The sequence below is a fragment of the Ruegeria sp. P8 genome (assembly GCF_056534665.1).
The window spans coordinates 37,305-53,214 of the sequence record NZ_JBQERC010000011.1 but is presented as its reverse complement, the minus strand read 5'-3'; the positions used below and the strand labels follow the sequence as shown (position 1 = coordinate 53,214).

The following is a 15,910-nucleotide window of genomic DNA, read 5'->3' as shown; positions in this document are numbered from 1 at the left end:
CTTACTTAGGGTCTTCTGGCGCATGATTGCGGGTATAAAGCGCAACCGCAGCCGCAACAAACATACCCAGCAGAATGTAACCGGTCACAGCCTCGGACACTGCAAGCCCGCGACACAGGCCGGTCGGGGACATGTCGCCATACCCGACCGTGGTGAAGGTGACATATGAGAAATACAGGACATCCCCCGGACCCTGCGCCCCGACCACACAGTTGTCGTTGTACCCAAAAGCCCCGTAGACGGCGGCGAACAGGAACGGGACGACCTGGATGAATGACACGCCCATCAGGAACAAAAGCCGTCGCGGCGATTTCACCTGTGTCATGTAGTACCAGGATTGCGACACCAGCCAGATCAGCAGGCCAACCGACGCGATTGTTCCGATCATGTCACCCGCAGCGGTTTCGTTAAGACGCGATAGCCCGAACCAGGCAAGAAAACTTGTCAGAACCAGCCCCAATGCAGCAATCAGGGTCGATTTCCATTCTTCCAGAGTTGTGGGTTTGCGGTGCATGAACGCCCTCTCAGCCTAGTCTGACGGTGATCATCCGACCTAAAGCAAGGGCCTGCAACCCGCTTTCAGTCCTGCCGCAAATGCGGCTCGCCCCGCTTGCGCGCAAGCACTATCTGTTTTTGCCGTTCACGAAAGCGCATCTTGTCGGCCTCGGAGGTCTCGTCGATGCATTGGTGACAGGACACACCATGTTCATATTCGGGGCGTTTCATATCCTCGGGCAGGATCGGGCGACGGCAGCCATGGCACAGCTTGTGCGGTCCTTCAACAAGGCCGTGCCCTACCGAGACACGATTGTCGAACACAAAACATTCACCCTGCCACGAGCTGTCTTCGGATGGCATCTCTTCAAGATAGCGCAGGATGCCACCTTTGAGGTGATAGACATCATCGACCCCGTGCCCCAGCAGGTAATTGGTAGACTTCTCGCACCGGATGCCGCCGGTGCAGAACATGGCAACGCGCTTGTTGTGAAAGCGGTCCTTGTTTGCCTCCCACCAGGCAGGAAATTCGCGGAAGCTGGCTGTTTCAGGGTCTATTGCGCCTTCAAACGTGCCGATCGCCACTTCGTAGTCATTGCGGGTGTCGATCACCACGACATCGTCCGAACGGATCAGATCATTCCAGTCCTGCGGATCGACATAGTTGCCGACACGGGCGCGCGGATCGACATCCGGCTGACCCATGGTCACGATCTCTTTCTTCAGCCGCACTTTCATCTTGCCGAAAGGCGGATGGTCCGAGGTCGCCTCTTTCCACTCCAGATCCGAGCAACCGGGCAAGGCCCGGATATGTGCCAATACCGCATCGATCCCGGCGCGTGGACCTGCGATGGTGCCGTTGATACCTTCCTGCGCCAGCAACAGCGTTCCCGTGACGGACTGCGCGCGGCACAGGTCAAGCAACGGTTCGCGCAGTGTGACGGGGTCTGGGAATCGGGTAAAGTGATAGAGGGCAGCGATCGTGTACATATGCGCGATCTACCCCCGCAAACCCGGAGTCGCAAGGGATTGCATTGACGCCCCGGCCCCTGCCCCCTACCGATAAGGCAGTTATACGGAGGCCGCCATGACCCATGCCCTGCTTGTCATCGATGTCCAGAACGATTTCTGCCCGGGCGGTGCCTTGGCAGTGGCCGGAGGAGACGAAATCGTCGCGTCTATCAATACCATGATGGAGGAGTTCGACGCCGTGATCCTGACGCAGGACTGGCATCCGGCGGGGCATTCTTCCTTTGCCAGCTCGCACAAAGGCAAAAACCCGTTCGAGCTGATCGACATGCCATATGGCCCGCAGGTGCTGTGGCCGGACCATTGCGTTCAGGGCTCAAACGGTGCTGCGTTTCACCCCGAGTTGCGCACTGATGGTGATTTGATCCTGCGCAAGGGGTTCCGCAGTGGCATCGACAGTTATTCTGCGTTTTTCGAAAATGACCATCAGACGCCAACAGGCCTGAAAGGCTATCTTGAGACCCGAGGCATCACCCGTTTGACACTGGTTGGATTGGCGACCGATTTCTGTGTTCACTACTCGGCTGTAGACGCTGCCCGGTTGGGATTCGATGTCACAGTCCGGATGGATGCCTGCCGCGCGATTGATATGGACGGATCACTGGCTGCCGCCGAGCAGGCCATGCGCGACGCCGGTGTTACGCTGGCCTAAGGGGTCGCCCCGGCAGCCGCCAGCAGTTTGATCGTCACAAACAAAACAACGGCCAGCCCAAACGCCAGCCCGATACGCCCCGAAATAGAACGCCGACGGTCCGAAACAGGCTGCTGTGGCTGTGGCGGTGGTTTGCGCACCTGACGCGTGCGCACGATCCCGGCCATGGGCTGCGCCATCCGAATGTAATGCAGAAAATCCCACAGGTTGAATTCGCCGCAATACTCCCCCTGAACGCCGCGTGATTTTATGTTCTCAAACAGAGAACGCAGAATCCTGACCCGGTCCACCTGATCTTCGGCCGGAAATACGCCGGGCACGATGCCGCTGTTCCGCGACTCGAGGCTGAACCCGGCATCCAGGAAAATCTTGCGGATTTTCGGCGATGTTCCCCGTAGCGCATCTGCCGTTCTGATGTCGCGAAACACCGCACACACCTGGCGTTCCACGTCAGAGTCTGACCCCAGCTTCTCCGGGTCAATTTCGTTCAGTGCTACATTAACAATATCAAAATCGTACTCGAGACCCATTCACAAACTCAGTTTCGTCTTTCCATCCCCTTCTCTCACTAACCGGCGAAAACAATGCACAATATGCCCGTATTGTGACGTCATGCTGGCATTGTCACCAAATCAGCGACTCTTGCCATTCCCGTTGTCGATTGATCTAACTACGGAAATCGCAGGAGTTCCCCATGGTCGACATCGCGACCCGCGTCTACAATCATAAATGGAAGATTGACCCGATTGTCCGGTCTTTAATCGACACAGACTTCTACAAACTGCTGATGTGCCAGTCAGTGTTTCGAAACAAGCCCCAAACAAATGTGGTGTTTTCCCTGATCAACCGGTCGAATCACGTGCCTTTGGCCCGTTTGATCGATGAAGGCGAGCTGCGGGAACAGCTGGATCATATCCGCTCGCTTAGTCTCAGCCGGGGGGAAAGCACCTGGCTACGGGGCAACATGTTCTATGGAAAACGCCAGATGTTCCGTTCCGATTTCATGGAATGGTTCGAGAATATGCGCCTGCCGCCCTACCACCTTGAACGCAAAGGCGATCAGTATGAACTGACCTTCGAAGGCAAATGGCACGAGGTCATGTTGTGGGAAATTCCGGCGCTGGCGGTGCTGATGGAACTGCGCTCGCGTGCGGTGTTGAACGACATGCGCCGGTTTGCGCTACAGGTGCTATATGCCCGCGCGATGACCCGCGTATGGGAAAAGATCGAAAAGCTGAGCACGATCAACGGTCTGGGTATCGCCGATTTCGGCACACGACGACGGCATTCCTTCCTGTGGCAGGATTGGTGCGTGCAGGCGATGATCGAAGGGCTTGGCCCCGCGTTTACCGGAACCTCAAACTGCCTGATCGCGATGCGGCGTGAGGTTGAGGCCATCGGCACCAACGCGCATGAGCTGCCGATGGTCTATTCCGCGCTGGCCGACACCGATGCCGAACTGGCGCAGGCCCCTTATGACGTTCTCAGCGATTGGCATGACGAACATGACGGCAATCTGCGCATCATTCTGCCCGATACCTACGGCACCAAGGGCTTTCTGGACAACGCGCCCGACTGGTTGGCGGGCTGGACCGGTATTCGCATCGACAGCGGCGACCCGGCCACCGCCGCCGAGGTGGCCATCGACTGGTGGAAAGCGCGCGGTGAAGACCCGACCCAGAAACGGATCATTTTCTCGGACGGGTTGGATGTGGACAAAATCCAGGAATTGCATGCGCAGTTTGCCGACCGCACCAAAGTATCCTTTGGCTGGGGTACCTTGCTGACCAACGATTTCCGCGGTCTGGTTCCAAATGACTCGCTGGCACCGTTCTCATTGGTCTGCAAAGCCGTATCCGCCAATGGACGCCCGACGGTAAAGCTGTCGGACAACCCGGAAAAGGCGATGGGCCCGAAGGACCAGATCGAACGCTATAAGCGGGTGTTTGGCGTTGGCGCTCAGGAGGCGATCGAGGTGATTGTCTAAGCCAAGGCACAATATCAAACACTTATCCTCAATTCATATGATGCCGGGACTAAACGACTACAGATTGGCGTCGGCAGGATCGGCGATATGGTTTTCGAGGTATTGCAGCACGATGTTCTCGGTGATGGCGCCGTCGGTGGTTGAGAAATACCCCCAGCCCCAGAACCGGCGTCCACAGTAGCGGCTGCGCAGCGCGGGAATTTCCCGTTGCACCTTGTGAGACGAACGGCCCTTCATCTTGCGCACCAGACCCGAGATGGCAATCTTCGGCGGCACCGACACGAACAAATGCACGGGATCGCTCAACAACACCCCGCGCAAGATGTCGACCTCGTTCTCGTGGCAGACCTGACGGACGATGGCGCGCACCCGCAGGCGCACCGCACCGGTCAGCACCTTATAGCGATACTTGGTCGACCAGACGATATGGTACGGTGATAGAAAACGCAGTGCTTGCCAATATCATAACACGATTCTCCGCACTGAATCGGGCCCGACCGGAAGTCGAAGGGTTTGCGTCAAAGCGTGGATACTGAAACTTGTGGTGCCGCTGAAGGGACTCGAACCCCCGACCCCATCATTACGAATGACGTGCTCTACCAGCTGAGCTACAGCGGCGCCTTGAGTCATCCGGAACTGGTCTCTGCCGGATGAGATGGCTCATTTAAACTGTCAGCCTGAAGCCTGCAAGACCAGTTATTTCTCCTCGGGCCTTTCCGCTCTTTTCACCAGATGTTGTCGTCGAGGTATTGGGCCAATGATCAATCCATTGGGGCGAGCTTCCAGTTTGTGAAATTTTTGTAACGACGCAAAAGTCGTTTTGACTCCATAGCTATAATTCCATAATTCGTGAAATATGATAACAGAAGTAATCGATCAACTGGCCATCCTTGGCCACCCACAACGTATCACCGTGTTTCGCATGTTGATGCGACGGTATCCCGACGCCGTTCCGGCGGGGGAACTGGCGTCGGAACTGGGGATCAAGTCCAGCACCTTGTCGAACTATCTCAACGCGTTGCAGCGATCCGGGCTGGTCAAGCAGGAACGCTCCGGGACGTCACTGCTCTATTCGATTGAGATGAAGAACGTGCAGCACATGTTCGATTTCCTGCTCGTGGATTGCTGTCGCGGCCGACCCGATCTTTGCGTGCCCTTGGCCAAAGGACGCGAGCCAATGGCCGACCGAAAGTTCAATGTGTTGTTCATTTGCGTGGGTAATTCTGCCCGGTCGATCTTTGCCGAATCCCTTTTGCGGGATATCGGCGGGGATCGGTTCAATGTCTATTCGGCCGGCATACGACCGTTTTCCGAACTCAACCCGTTTGCAATTCGGGTCCTTCAAGACAAGGGGCACGATACGTCGGCGCTCCGCTCGAAGAATGTATCCGAGTTCTCGGGGCCGGGCGCACCTGAAATGGATTTCGTCTTTACGGTCTGCAATCAGGCTGCGAACGAAGAATGCCCCGCCTGGGAAGGCCAGCCGATCAGCGGTCACTGGGGTATGGCGGATCCAGTCAAGGCAGAAGGCACCGATGCCGAGAAAAGCCTGGCCTTTCAAAACGCGTATGGCGCGCTGAAGCGTCGGATTCAAGCCTTTACATCGCTGCCGGTTGAAAGCCTGGACCGGATCGCACTGCAATCCGCCGTTGATGAAATCGCGCGATCGCCAGTTGAGGATGCGACATGACGACTTACGCTTTGAACGGCCTTGGCCGAATGGGGAAACTGGCCCTGAAGCCACTCTTGGAACAGGGGGCAAAGATTGCCTGGATCAACGATGCCGTCGGCGACCCCCAGATGCACGCGCATCTGTTAGAGTTCGACACCGTGCATGGGCGATGGGATGCAGAATTCAGCTTTGATGCCGACAGCATCACTGTGAATGGAACCCGCCTGCCGTTCATCGGCACGAAAGACCAAAACACCCTGCCGCTGGATGGCGTCGACGTCGTGATCGACTGTACGGGCGTGTTCAAGACCGAGGCCAAGCTGGCCCCGTATTTTGATGCCGGGGTGAAGAAGGTCGTCGTCTCGGCCCCGGTCAAAGACGGCCCGACGGCCAATATCGTTGTCGGTGTGAATGACGGCACATACGACCCCGCGACCCATAAAATTGTGACAGCGGCCTCTTGCACAACGAATTGCCTGGCGCCGGTGGTCAAGGTGATCCACGAGAATCTGGGTATCCGCCACGGGTCGATGACTACGATCCATGACGTGACCAACACGCAAACAATCGTTGATCGGCCCGCAAAGGACTTGCGGCGCGCACGGTCGGCCCTCAACTCACTGATCCCGACGACCACCGGTTCGGCCACCGCCATCACGCTGATCTATCCCGAACTCAAGGGGCGTCTGAATGGTCACGCCGTCAGGGTGCCGCTTTTGAACGCCTCGCTGACCGATTGCGTATTCGAAGTTGAGCGGGCCACCACGGTTGACGAGGTCAACGCCCTCTTCAAAGCGGCGGCTGAGGGTGATCTGAAGGGTATTCTGGGTTATGAGACCCGCCCACTGGTATCCACCGATTACACCAATGACAAACGCTCCTCGATCGTCGATGCGCCCTCGACCATGGTGATAAACGGGACACAGGTGAAAATCTATGCGTGGTACGACAATGAGATGGGCTATGCGCACCGCTTGGTGGATGTGGCGCTGATGGTCGGGTCCTCGCTGTGACCCAGCGGCCCGAAGGACTGTCGGCTTATGTCGCGGTCACGGCGGCTTATTGGGCCTTCATGCTGACTGACGGGGCGCTCAGGATGTTGGTGCTGCTGCACTTTCACACCATGGGATTCTCACCGGTTCAGCTGGCCTATCTGTTTGTGCTTTACGAGATTGCTGGGATCGTCACCAACCTGGCCGCAGGCTGGATTGCCGCCCGGTTCGGGTTGACGTCCACCCTTTATGCAGGATTGGGGCTGCAGGTGGTGGCGTTGCTTGCCATGACGCAGCTTGATCCGCACTGGACCGTTACCGCCTCGGTCAGCTTTGCGATGATGGTGCAGGGGGCAAGCGGAGTGGCCAAGGATCTGGCCAAGATGTCGTCGAAATCATCAGTCAAATTACTGGCCCCGGCCGAGGGCGGAGGGCTGTTTCGGTGGGTCGCGGTGCTGACCGGATCAAAAAACGCCGTCAAAGGGCTGGGTTTCCTGTTGGGCGCGGCCATGCTGGCCACGTTGGGATTCATGACGGCAATTCTGGCCATGGCGGCGGTTCTGGCACTGATCCTGTTCGCAGTTATTCTGTTCATGCCAGCGGGCCTGCCGAAGGGGCGAAAAGGGGCGAAATTCTTGGAAATATTATCAAAATCCGCCAATGTGAACTGGCTATCCGCAGCGCGCGTCTTTCTGTTCGGCGCCCGCGATGTCTGGTTCGTGGTCGGCATCCCGATCTATTTCTACGCCGTCCTGTCGGATGGCACCGACGACGGCAACCGTTCCGCGTTCTTCATGATCGGAACATTCATGGCGCTGTGGGTCATCCTCTATGGCGCAGTGCAGGCCTACGCGCCAAAGATCCTTCGTGCGGCGGATCGAACCGAAGGCGATTTGATCCGCGCGGCACGTAATTGGGCGATTGTCCTTTTCTGCGTTCCTGCGGCTCTAACAATGGCCATATCGCTGTCACATGGGCCTGAAACCTGGCTGACCATAACGCTCGTGGCTGGGCTGCTGATCTTCGGAGCGATATTTGCGGTGAATTCATCGCTGCATTCCTATCTGATCCTGGCCTTCACCCGGTCCGAACGCGTGACAATGGACGTCGGATTTTATTACATGGCAAATGCAACAGGCCGGCTGATCGGCACGGTTCTGTCCGGCCTGACTTATCAGATCGGAGGGTTGCCAATGGTCCTCGGCACCGCGACCGTGATGGTTGCCCTTGCAGCGCTGACTTCAGTCAAACTGACAGACCAAACCTCCGACGCACTGACGTAACCGTTTCTGAACAATACCTCATTGACTGAATCGCCCTCGCCATGATTGGTAGCGATCTGATCGGCGGGGCTGCGCAAGGATATAGAATATCGAATGGCGCGAATTTTACATGTTTCGGCATTTGCCCTCGCAAAGCTCAGTAAACCATGACGGCACCGCTGGCCGCGGAAACCCGGTATCTGTTAAATTATCCGATTTTTTGGTGACCCCGGCAGGATTCGAACCTGCAACCTGCCCCTTAGGAGGGGGCTGCTCTATCCAGTTGAGCCACGGGGCCGTGCCAGGCTCTCTGTAACCGGGATTTTCCGGGTTGTCATCGCCTTTGCACAATTGTTGTACACACCGACCTGTTCACGCTACCATCGGACAAAACAACAACGCAGGTGCCTCCCGTGAACAGTGAAACCAAACGCCCGCTTACCCTTCGTGATGTGTCCGAGGCTTCCGGAGTATCCGAGATGACGGTAAGCCGGGTTCTGCGTAACCGGGGGGATGTGTCTGACGCCACCCGCACCCGCGTTCTGGCCGCCGCCAAAGAGCTTGGCTATGTCCCCAACAAGATCGCGGGCGCATTGGCGTCCAGCCGGGTTAATCTGATCGCGGTGATCATCCCTTCGCTTTCGAACATGGTCTTCCCCGAGGTGATGACAGGCATCAACCAGGTGTTGGAAGACACCGAATTGCAGCCCGTGGTCGGGGTAACCGATTATCTGCCTGAGAAAGAGGAAAAAGTGCTGTACGAGATGCTCTCGTGGCGGCCCTCTGGTGTGATCATTGCGGGGCTTGAACATACCGAAGCCGCGCGCGCCATGCTGGATTCGGCGGGTATTCCGGTGGTCGAGATCATGGACACGGATGGCAAGCCGGTGGATGCGATGGTGGGGATCTCACACCGCCGCGCGGGGCGCGAGATGGCGCAGGCAATCCTGAAGGCCGGGTATCAGCATATCGGTTTCATGGGTACCAAGATGCCACTGGATCACCGCGCACGGAAGCGGTTCGAAGGCTTTACCGAAGTTCTTGGCAAGCACGGGATCGAGATAGAGGATCGCGAGTTCTATTCCGGTGGATCAGCCCTGGCCAAAGGGCGCGAGATGACCCAGGCCATGCTGGAACGCTCGCCCGAGCTGGATTTTCTGTATTACTCGAACGATATGATCGGGGCCGGTGGTCTGCTGTACCTGTTGGAACAGGGTATCGATATTCCGGGACAGATTGGCCTGGCAGGCTTTAACAATGTCGAGCTTTTGCAGGGCCTGCCCCGAAAACTCGCGACGATGGACGCCTGTCGTCTGGAAATCGGCCGTCAAGCCGCCCAGATCATCGCCGAACGTCTGGAAAATCCTGATACCGAGATCGAGACACGCGTTACTCTGACCCCCACGATCAGTTATGGTGACACGCTGAAACGGCGATGAACACATCCCTGAAAAGGCTCGACAACCGGACGGCCCGGGCGATCTTCATGGACCGGCACGTATTGGGTGAACAACCCTCAGGCTCGGCCAAAGGTTCCGCGCTTCTGGATCTGATCCACCGGCTTGGATTTGTTCAGCTTGATAGCATCAACACCGTTGCCCGTGCCCATGACATGATCCTGTTCTCGCGCAGGCCCGCCTATCGCAGCGCCGACCTAAAAAGGCTCTATGAAAGGGATAACGCGCTTTTCGAGCATTGGACGCACGATGCGGCGGTGATTCCGATGAAATTCTATCAGCATTGGCATCTGCGCTTTCAGCGGGATGCTGATATGTTGAAGGCGCGGTGGAAGAACTGGCGGCGGGATGGGTTCGAACAGCAGTTTGACACAGTCCTGCAACACATCCGCGACCATGGGGCGGTGTCGTCCTCGGATGTTGGCAAGGATGAAAAGAAGGGCTCGGGCGGATGGTGGGACTGGCACCCATCGAAAACCGCGCTGGAATATCTGTGGCGCTCGGGTGCCCTAACCGTCGTCGGTCGGGATGGGTTCCAGAAACGCTATGATCTGACAGAGCGCGTGATTGAAACACATCTCTGTCCCGGCAGCACGCCCTGTGATGCCGAAGCGACCGTGGATTGGCTGTGCAACGCCGCATTGGACCGGCTTGGATTTGCAACATCCGGAGAGTTGGCGGCTTTCTGGGACACCGTCAGCGCGGCTGAGGCAAAAGACTGGTGCGCGGCGTCGCTGGAAAGTGGCGATATTGAAGAAATCGAGGTTACCTGTGCCGATGGGTGCCTGCGCAAGACATACGCCCGCCCAAACCTGACGACCGAAGTACCGCAACCACCAGGCCGCATTCGCGTGCTCAGCCCGTTTGACCCCATGCTGCGCGACCGCCGCCGGGCCGAGCGGCTGTTCGGCTTTCACTACCGCATCGAGGTTTTCGTCCCCGAGGCCAGACGAACCTATGGATACTACGTTTTTCCTTTGCTCGAGGGCGACCGTATGATTGGCCGTATCGATATGAAGGCCCACCGCGATCGTGACCTGCTGCATGTCAAAGCGCTCTGGCCCGAGCGCGGTGTGCGTTGGTCAGATGCCCGTACCCGACGCCTGAACGCCGAGCTGGACCGGGTGCGGCGACTGGCCGGTGTGGAACATGTGACTTTCGCCAAGGACTGGCTGAAAGACCCTAAATAGGGTCTATTCTGCGTCGGACAGGGACAATTTGATCGGTTCCAGCCCATCAATCTCACCTGTCAGAACATCCCCTGCAACGACTGGACCAACGCCAGCCGGCGTACCGGTCAGGATTAGGTCACCGGGGCGCAGGTGGTAAAAGCCGGACAGGTGCATGACAATCTCGTCGATCTTCCAGATCAGCTCCTCCAGGGTCGCGTTCTGGCGCAACTCTCCGTTTACGCTTAGCTGAATGCGTTTGTCATCCTCCGGGGTCCAGTCGGCAGCTGGTGTCAACGGGGCAAAGACCGCTCCGTTTTCGACGTCCTTTCCCAGATCCCAGGGCCGCTGCTTGTTGCGCTCGCGGATTTGCAGATCACGGCGCGTCATATCCAGGGCGCAGCCATAGGCAAAAATGGCATCCCACGCCTGCGCACTGGTGGCGCGAAACACGGGTTTTCCAATGGCCAATGCCAATTCCATCTCATGGTGGTAATTTTCGGTCCCGGCAGGATAAGGAACCGTCGCACCTGAGAGTACAGCGTTCGGGGCGGATTTAGTGAAATAGAAAGGTGCCTCGCGATCCACCTCATTCCCCATTTCTGCGGCATGGGCTGCATAATTTCGACCAACGCAGAAGATCCGTCCAATGGGATATCCGGCCGCCGCGCCGACAACGGGGATGGTGATCGGGTCCGGAAGCGAAAACAGGCTGTTTGGCATGATAATCCCTGAAGGTTGCGTAACTTCCATATTACGTCTGCCAAACCCGCCAGCAAGCCCGGAAAACACGCTGTATTTCGCCAATCTCGAGGAGGTGTTTCAGCGTGAAACGGCTCAATTCTGACCTGAATGACTGACGCCGTGTCAAAAATTGGTTTCATCAGTTTTTATGGTCTCACCAGTACACAAACAGATCGAAACAACTCTTGGCTCAGTCAAAAGCCGGGCTAAATCCTCAGGTAGTCAGGCCCGTGCCGATTTCGGTGCGGCGTCAAAATTCAGAACAGCAGCTTTGGTAAAGCATTCCACCAAAGTGACGTCGACAAACCATACGCTGACCCATTTACCGATCGGCAACTGCCTAAACCAGTTTCGGAGAGTATAGGTGCAAGGCCCCTCCCCCAAGGGCCAAAAGACCCTGTTCAGAGCCACATTTCAGGCTTTTCGTATACTCCGAAGCACAGGCCGGACCGTCAGGTTTGACGTAACCGGTCTTGGGCCAGGCACCAACGACCAGTCCGGGTCTGGCCGCCCCGTCGGAGACTCCCCCTACAGTTTCCGGCGGGGTCACTGCCAACGACATCGGATACAGTGCCAATAATCAGGAGTCGAGGTCCTTCAACTCGTTCAGCAGATCCAGCAGTAACTCATGCTTGTCCGGTCCAAGCTGAGATCGAATACGTTCCGCCTGGGCCGTGCTTGCAGCCAGATTGGCACGAATGATCTGAACCCCTTTTGTATTGATCTCAACAACCTGACGCCGTCGGTCAGCCGGATGGCTGCGCCGCGTGATCAGTCCACGGTTCTCCAACTTCTGAAGAATGCGCGTCAGGCTTGGCAGCAACAGGCAGGCGCGATCGGCGATGTGGGTCGGCTCTTGTGGGCCTTCTTCGTTCAACACCCGCAACACCCGCCACTGCTGTTCCGTGACGCCAGCGTCAGCCAGCATTGCTCGAATGGGTCCCATAACCTTTTCCCGCGCCCGCAAAAGCGCAATGGGCAAAGATCGCGACGTCAGAGGGAGATCGTCGGTCATAAGAAAATTATCACCGAAATCCGGGATATAAGCAAGCAACCCGACACACAGCAGCAGCGCCCACACCCGTATTCGCACGTTATGCGGGCCGATTTCAGGCTGGACAATTAGGAACGACCGTTGATGATGCGACCGAGGTCCATTTCATGTCCTTCTCACCTGCACCGGCTCAAATATGAGGTTTCAGCATGTCAGCCCCAAAGAATATGTTCAAACAGGCTCTAATAAAGGGCGAACAGCAGATTGGTTGCTGGATGAGCTTTGCTGAATCCGTAACCGCCGAAATCATGGGAACCGCGGGTTTCGATTGGCTGGTGGTAGATGGAGAACACGCCCCAAATGATATCCGCTCGATCCGGGATCAGCTGACGGCTTTGGCCAGCAGCGCATCTCATCCCGTTGTTCGGGTCCCTGTTGGAGAGACCTGGATGATCAAGATGGTTCTGGATGCTGGTGCCCAAACAGTACTGGTTCCGATTGTCGAAAGCGCCGCTCAGGCGCAGGATCTGGTCCGTGCCTGCCGCTATCCACCGGACGGGGTGCGGGGTGTTGGTGCAGCCGCATCTCGCGCCACGATGTATGGGTCGACAAGCGACTATATCCAGACCGCAGATCAGGAAATCTGCCTGTTGTTGCAGGTGGAAACCCGCGCCGGAGTGGCCGCGTTGGATGACATTCTTCAAGTCGAAGGTGTGGATGGCGTTTTCATTGGCCCCGCTGATCTGTCAACCGACATGGGGTACAAGGGCAACAGCGCCGCACCCGAGGTGCGTGCGGTCATCGCGGACGCCCTGGCCCGGATCAAGGCCGCAGGCAAAGCGCCGGGCATCCTTGCCACCAATGACGAAGCGCGTCAGGCCTATCTGGACATGGGCGCCCAATTTCTGGCGGTCGGCATTGATGTGATGCTGCTGGCACAGGCGGCACGCGCGCTGGCCGCGCAATGGAAACCTTCCTAGACATTCAAGTGCGCATGGCCGCAGCGGCCTGCGCATAGCCGCCCGAGGCACCATCAACAAAATGCACATGGTCATCCCGTGTGGCCGAGGGGACGATACATGTCATCATCGCCTCGTCCTGTGCGTGCAAACCGTATCTGATTTTCCCACGGCGACGCGCCTCTTCAAGCAGGTGTTCGATTTGGCGCAATGTGTCCGGATCGCAGTCGAGCGTCATTTTCAGCCCGTCATCAAACTTTCGGTAATCGGCATTGCTACTGACCATATGTCTGTAATGGTCCGGCTCAAAGCGTCCCATCCGCAGGCCAGTTTTGAACAATACCGCGATCAACAGGTTTTGAACCAGTAGGACGAGCTTGTGCAAAATCACATGACGCCCGTTGCGCGACACATGTGCGTCGATGTCAAGGCCGGGTGGAGGCCATGTCATGGGCGGACCCTTTTCCGACACCGGATGGCCAGCACGCTCAAGCGCTTCCGACGCGGACAAGACGGATTGCGCAAGATCGGCAAAGTCCCGTTCGGTTGCTGACGGTGTGGGCTGTACGACCAGTGAAACGATCTGACCGTGACGGGCCGGGCTGTTGGACCACCTGCAAGAAAGGCCTGTCAGATCCGGCTGCGCACCTGGCCCTGCGGGTGTGACCATATTTTGCCCGGCTTTCATCCCGGCCTCGGCCCAGGCCAGACCGCCGCCGGAAAACATGGCGTAATCCACTCCGGCAGAGGGTGCATAGCGCGCAACACGCAGATCCTTACCCGCTTTGCGAATATCAGCCACCGACACCAGCGCCGCCCGTAATGGCATGGAGAACTCTTCATCCGCCCAGCGCCGCAAATCCGCCAGCGTAGTCCGGGCGGTTTCAGCTTTTCCGGGTGGAACAGCAAACCCAGCCCCATCGCCGCCAAAGACGTATGGAAACAGCGCGCCGTCCATTGCATTGATCATGGCCGAAATTACCGCAGCGCCCACAGTATTGACGGTCTTGTACCGGCCCCGCGCGATTTCGCCTGTTGAATCGACAATGTCAGCAACACCCAGAACCCAATCATCGGGCAGTTTTGAAAACTGTGCGGGGTCTGCCAGGCGGGTAAAATCGCGCTGCAAGGGAAGGTAATCGTAAAATGTGAACTGGAGGTCTTTCATGCTCCCCCTCGGAATCAATGTTTTGACAAAGATAGCCGGAAGGCGAGCCATGTCCTGACTTTGAAACATATTACACAGGCTTGTGCGTTGCATCACGGCGTGCCAAGCATTTTCCTCGGACGAGCAGGAAAGGGCTGAAGATGCAGGCAGGTTTGGTGGTTTTATGCCTGGGCTATGTGCTCAGCCAATTTTTCCGCGCTTTCCTTGCGGTTCTCAGCCTGGATCTGGAACGTGATATCAGTGCCATGCCCGAAGATTTGGCCTTTGCTTCCGGTCTTTGGTTTATTGTATTCGCCGTCATGCAGATCCCGGTCGGATGGGCGCTGGACAGGATTGGTCCCCGCCTCACGTCCGCCGCGCTGCTTCTGGTGGGCGGGGCAGGTGGAGCGGCGGTTTTTGCAGCCGCAACAACGCCCCTGCACATCAGCATAGCCATGGGCCTGATCGGTGTCGGGTGCTCTCCGGTCCTAATGGCCTCCTACTATATCTTTGCGCGTGAATACCCCCCGGCGCGGTTTGCCACATTGGCCGCCGTGATGTTGGGCGCAGGGTCCGTTGGAAATCTGGTGGCTTCTTATCCAACCGCGCTTGCCGTGGAATGGATGGGGTGGCGCGCAACGATGGTCGGGCTGGCCACAGTGTCCGCCGCAATCGCATTGGGCCTGTGGCTGACTGTTCACGACCCGGCGAAGGTCGAAACAGAACACAAGGGATCCCTGCTGGATCTGCTGAAGGAGCCTGCCCTGTGGCTGATCCTGCCCTTGATGCTGGTTGCTTACGCCCCCTCTGCTGCGCTGCGAGGGCTTTGGGCCGGGCCTTACCTGAACGATGTCTTTGGCTTAAGTGCCACTCAGATCGGCACTGCAACGCTGATCATGGGTGCGGCTATGATTGCGGGCACTTTTGTCTACGGACCGCTGGACCGTATTTTTGGCACCCGGAAATGGGTGGTTTTCGCTGGCAACGCTTTGGGTTCAGTTGCGCTGGGCCTGCTCTGCCTGTGGATTGATAATGCAATATGGCTGTCCGTCCTGCTAATGGCCGTCGTCGGCTTTACCGGTGCCAGCTTCCCGGTCATCATGGCCCATGGCCGGGCGTTTGTTCCTCCGCATCTGGTAGGGCGCGGGGTGACGCTGCTAAACCTGTTCGGCATCGGCGGCGTTGGTATAGCTCAATTTGTCACCGGGCGTATTCACGCAGCCACCGCGCACACCGGACCAACCGTGCCCTACACGGCAATATTCGGGTTTTTTGCGGTCACCCTTGCCATTGGTTGCGTGATCTATCTATTCAGCCGGGATAGTGTGGATTGACGCAGCCATCAGGAGAG

General features: G+C 57.5%; 15 protein-coding genes, 2 tRNA genes and 1 pseudogene. 9 read left to right on the top strand and 9 right to left on the bottom strand.

The annotated features are described in order from the left end of the window. Position 1: 1 nt before the first annotated feature. Positions 2 to 514 (bottom strand): potassium channel family protein, encoded by a 513-nt coding sequence (locus tag ACR0BZ_RS13535; RefSeq protein WP_480487029.1) that lies wholly within the window; start codon positions 512 to 514, stop codon positions 2 to 4. 65 nt (positions 515 to 579) lie between these two features. After that, the gene (gene trhO / locus ACR0BZ_RS13530; protein ID WP_480920465.1) at positions 580 to 1,485 is read right to left on the bottom strand and encodes an oxygen-dependent tRNA uridine(34) hydroxylase TrhO; all 906 of its coding nucleotides are present in this window, start codon (positions 1,483 to 1,485) and stop codon (positions 580 to 582) included. A 97-nt stretch (positions 1,486 to 1,582) separates the two neighbouring features. On the opposite strand from trhO, the gene pncA reads away from it, so the two are divergent. After that, positions 1,583 to 2,176 carry a bifunctional nicotinamidase/pyrazinamidase gene (gene pncA / locus ACR0BZ_RS13525; RefSeq protein WP_267364923.1) on the top strand — a complete coding sequence of 198 codons (594 nt, stop codon included), beginning with the start codon at positions 1,583 to 1,585 and terminating at the stop codon, positions 2,174 to 2,176. On the opposite strand, the gene ACR0BZ_RS13520 is transcribed toward pncA, so the two are convergent. Further along, positions 2,173 to 2,706, bottom strand: coding sequence for a hypothetical protein (locus ACR0BZ_RS13520; protein WP_267364920.1), 534 nt, complete (start codon positions 2,704 to 2,706; stop codon positions 2,173 to 2,175). The two genes, pncA and ACR0BZ_RS13520, sit on opposite strands and share 4 nt — an antisense overlap. Before the next feature lie 164 nt (positions 2,707 to 2,870). Between ACR0BZ_RS13520 and pncB the strand changes: the two genes are divergently transcribed. Continuing rightward, complete coding sequence (pncB, locus tag ACR0BZ_RS13515) at positions 2,871 to 4,163, top strand: nicotinate phosphoribosyltransferase (protein WP_480484546.1); 1,293 nt, start codon at positions 2,871 to 2,873, stop codon at positions 4,161 to 4,163. A 57-nt stretch (positions 4,164 to 4,220) separates the two neighbouring features. On the opposite strand, the pseudogene tnpA reads toward pncB, so the two are convergent. Further along, positions 4,221 to 4,651: pseudogene (gene tnpA / locus ACR0BZ_RS13510) on the bottom strand (IS200/IS605 family transposase). A 54-nt stretch (positions 4,652 to 4,705) separates the two neighbouring features. Further along, positions 4,706 to 4,781, bottom strand: a tRNA-Thr gene (locus ACR0BZ_RS13505). Positions 4,782 to 5,019: 238 nt separating this feature from the next. On the opposite strand from ACR0BZ_RS13505, the gene ACR0BZ_RS13500 reads away from it, so the two are divergent. The 3 genes from ACR0BZ_RS13500 to arsJ are packed head-to-tail and all read left to right on the top strand — an operon-like array spanning position 5,020 to position 8,110. Then, positions 5,020 to 5,853 carry an arsenate reductase/protein-tyrosine-phosphatase family protein gene (locus ACR0BZ_RS13500; RefSeq protein WP_480920464.1) on the top strand — a complete coding sequence of 278 codons (834 nt, stop codon included), beginning with the start codon at positions 5,020 to 5,022 and terminating at the stop codon, positions 5,851 to 5,853. Continuing rightward, the gene (locus ACR0BZ_RS13495) at positions 5,850 to 6,848 is read left to right on the top strand and encodes an ArsJ-associated glyceraldehyde-3-phosphate dehydrogenase (protein WP_480487022.1); all 999 of its coding nucleotides are present in this window, start codon (positions 5,850 to 5,852) and stop codon (positions 6,846 to 6,848) included. The genes ACR0BZ_RS13500 and ACR0BZ_RS13495 overlap by 4 nt, the downstream gene beginning before the upstream one ends. Next, positions 6,845 to 8,110 carry an organoarsenical effux MFS transporter ArsJ gene (arsJ, locus tag ACR0BZ_RS13490; RefSeq protein ID WP_480920463.1) on the top strand — a complete coding sequence of 422 codons (1,266 nt, stop codon included), beginning with the start codon at positions 6,845 to 6,847 and terminating at the stop codon, positions 8,108 to 8,110. The genes ACR0BZ_RS13495 and arsJ overlap by 4 nt, the downstream gene beginning before the upstream one ends. 200 nt (positions 8,111 to 8,310) lie before the next feature. Here arsJ and ACR0BZ_RS13485 read toward each other — a convergent pair. Next, positions 8,311 to 8,387 (bottom strand) — tRNA-Arg (locus ACR0BZ_RS13485). 115 nt (positions 8,388 to 8,502) lie between these two features. Here ACR0BZ_RS13485 and ACR0BZ_RS13480 point away from each other — a divergent pair. Beyond that, a complete protein-coding gene (locus tag ACR0BZ_RS13480; RefSeq protein ID WP_267366879.1) occupies positions 8,503 to 9,528 on the top strand; it encodes a LacI family DNA-binding transcriptional regulator in 1,026 nt (341 codons plus the stop codon). Next, complete coding sequence (locus ACR0BZ_RS13475) at positions 9,525 to 10,736, top strand: winged helix-turn-helix domain-containing protein (RefSeq protein WP_480920462.1); 1,212 nt, start codon at positions 9,525 to 9,527, stop codon at positions 10,734 to 10,736. Before ACR0BZ_RS13480 ends, ACR0BZ_RS13475 begins: the two co-directional genes overlap by 4 nt. 3 nt (positions 10,737 to 10,739) lie before the next feature. On the opposite strand, the gene ACR0BZ_RS13470 is transcribed toward ACR0BZ_RS13475, so the two are convergent. Both ACR0BZ_RS13470 and hpaR read right to left on the bottom strand, forming a co-directional pair. Further along, entirely contained in the window at positions 10,740 to 11,438 is a 699-nt protein-coding gene (locus ACR0BZ_RS13470) for a fumarylacetoacetate hydrolase family protein (RefSeq protein ID WP_480920461.1), read from the bottom strand. Between the two features lie 601 nt (positions 11,439 to 12,039). After that, complete coding sequence (hpaR, locus tag ACR0BZ_RS13465; RefSeq protein ID WP_480494048.1) at positions 12,040 to 12,474, bottom strand: homoprotocatechuate degradation operon regulator HpaR; 435 nt, start codon at positions 12,472 to 12,474, stop codon at positions 12,040 to 12,042. A gap of 188 nt (positions 12,475 to 12,662) precedes the next feature. On the opposite strand from hpaR, the gene ACR0BZ_RS13460 reads away from it, so the two are divergent. Then, positions 12,663 to 13,433, top strand: coding sequence for an HpcH/HpaI aldolase family protein (locus ACR0BZ_RS13460; RefSeq protein WP_480487011.1), 771 nt, complete (start codon positions 12,663 to 12,665; stop codon positions 13,431 to 13,433). Positions 13,434 to 13,437: 4 nt separating this feature from the next. Here the strand turns inward: ACR0BZ_RS13460 and ACR0BZ_RS13455 are convergent, their stop codons facing one another. Continuing rightward, positions 13,438 to 14,580: a DUF3095 domain-containing protein gene (locus tag ACR0BZ_RS13455; RefSeq protein WP_480920460.1), complete on the bottom strand. Its 1,143-nt coding sequence runs from the start codon at positions 14,578 to 14,580 to the stop codon at positions 13,438 to 13,440. Positions 14,581 to 14,720: 140 nt separating this feature from the next. Here ACR0BZ_RS13455 and ACR0BZ_RS13450 point away from each other — a divergent pair, with 140 nt between their 5' ends. After that, on the top strand, positions 14,721 to 15,893 hold the full coding sequence (locus ACR0BZ_RS13450) for an MFS transporter (RefSeq protein ID WP_480920459.1): 1,173 nt from the start codon (positions 14,721 to 14,723) through the stop codon (positions 15,891 to 15,893). The last annotated feature ends 17 nt before the right edge of the window (positions 15,894 to 15,910 follow it).

Coding starts and splice junctions, on each gene's coding strand:
- pncB (WP_480484546.1), top strand. CDS start 2,871: ATGGTCGACATCGCGACCCGCGTCTACAATCATAAATGGAAGATTGAC.
- ACR0BZ_RS13455 (WP_480920460.1), bottom strand. CDS start 14,580: ATGAAAGACCTCCAGTTCACATTTTACGATTACCTTCCCTTGCAGCGC.
- ACR0BZ_RS13475 (WP_480920462.1), top strand. CDS start 9,525: ATGAACACATCCCTGAAAAGGCTCGACAACCGGACGGCCCGGGCGATC.
- hpaR (WP_480494048.1), bottom strand. CDS start 12,474: ATGACCGACGATCTCCCTCTGACGTCGCGATCTTTGCCCATTGCGCTT.
- ACR0BZ_RS13450 (WP_480920459.1), top strand. CDS start 14,721: ATGCAGGCAGGTTTGGTGGTTTTATGCCTGGGCTATGTGCTCAGCCAA.
- ACR0BZ_RS13470 (WP_480920461.1), bottom strand. CDS start 11,438: ATGCCAAACAGCCTGTTTTCGCTTCCGGACCCGATCACCATCCCCGTT.
- trhO (WP_480920465.1), bottom strand. CDS start 1,485: ATGTACACGATCGCTGCCCTCTATCACTTTACCCGATTCCCAGACCCC.
- ACR0BZ_RS13535 (WP_480487029.1), bottom strand. CDS start 514: ATGCACCGCAAACCCACAACTCTGGAAGAATGGAAATCGACCCTGATT.
- ACR0BZ_RS13520 (WP_267364920.1), bottom strand. CDS start 2,706: ATGGGTCTCGAGTACGATTTTGATATTGTTAATGTAGCACTGAACGAA.
- ACR0BZ_RS13460 (WP_480487011.1), top strand. CDS start 12,663: ATGTCAGCCCCAAAGAATATGTTCAAACAGGCTCTAATAAAGGGCGAA.
- pncA (WP_267364923.1), top strand. CDS start 1,583: ATGACCCATGCCCTGCTTGTCATCGATGTCCAGAACGATTTCTGCCCG.
- ACR0BZ_RS13495 (WP_480487022.1), top strand. CDS start 5,850: ATGACGACTTACGCTTTGAACGGCCTTGGCCGAATGGGGAAACTGGCC.
- ACR0BZ_RS13500 (WP_480920464.1), top strand. CDS start 5,020: ATGATAACAGAAGTAATCGATCAACTGGCCATCCTTGGCCACCCACAA.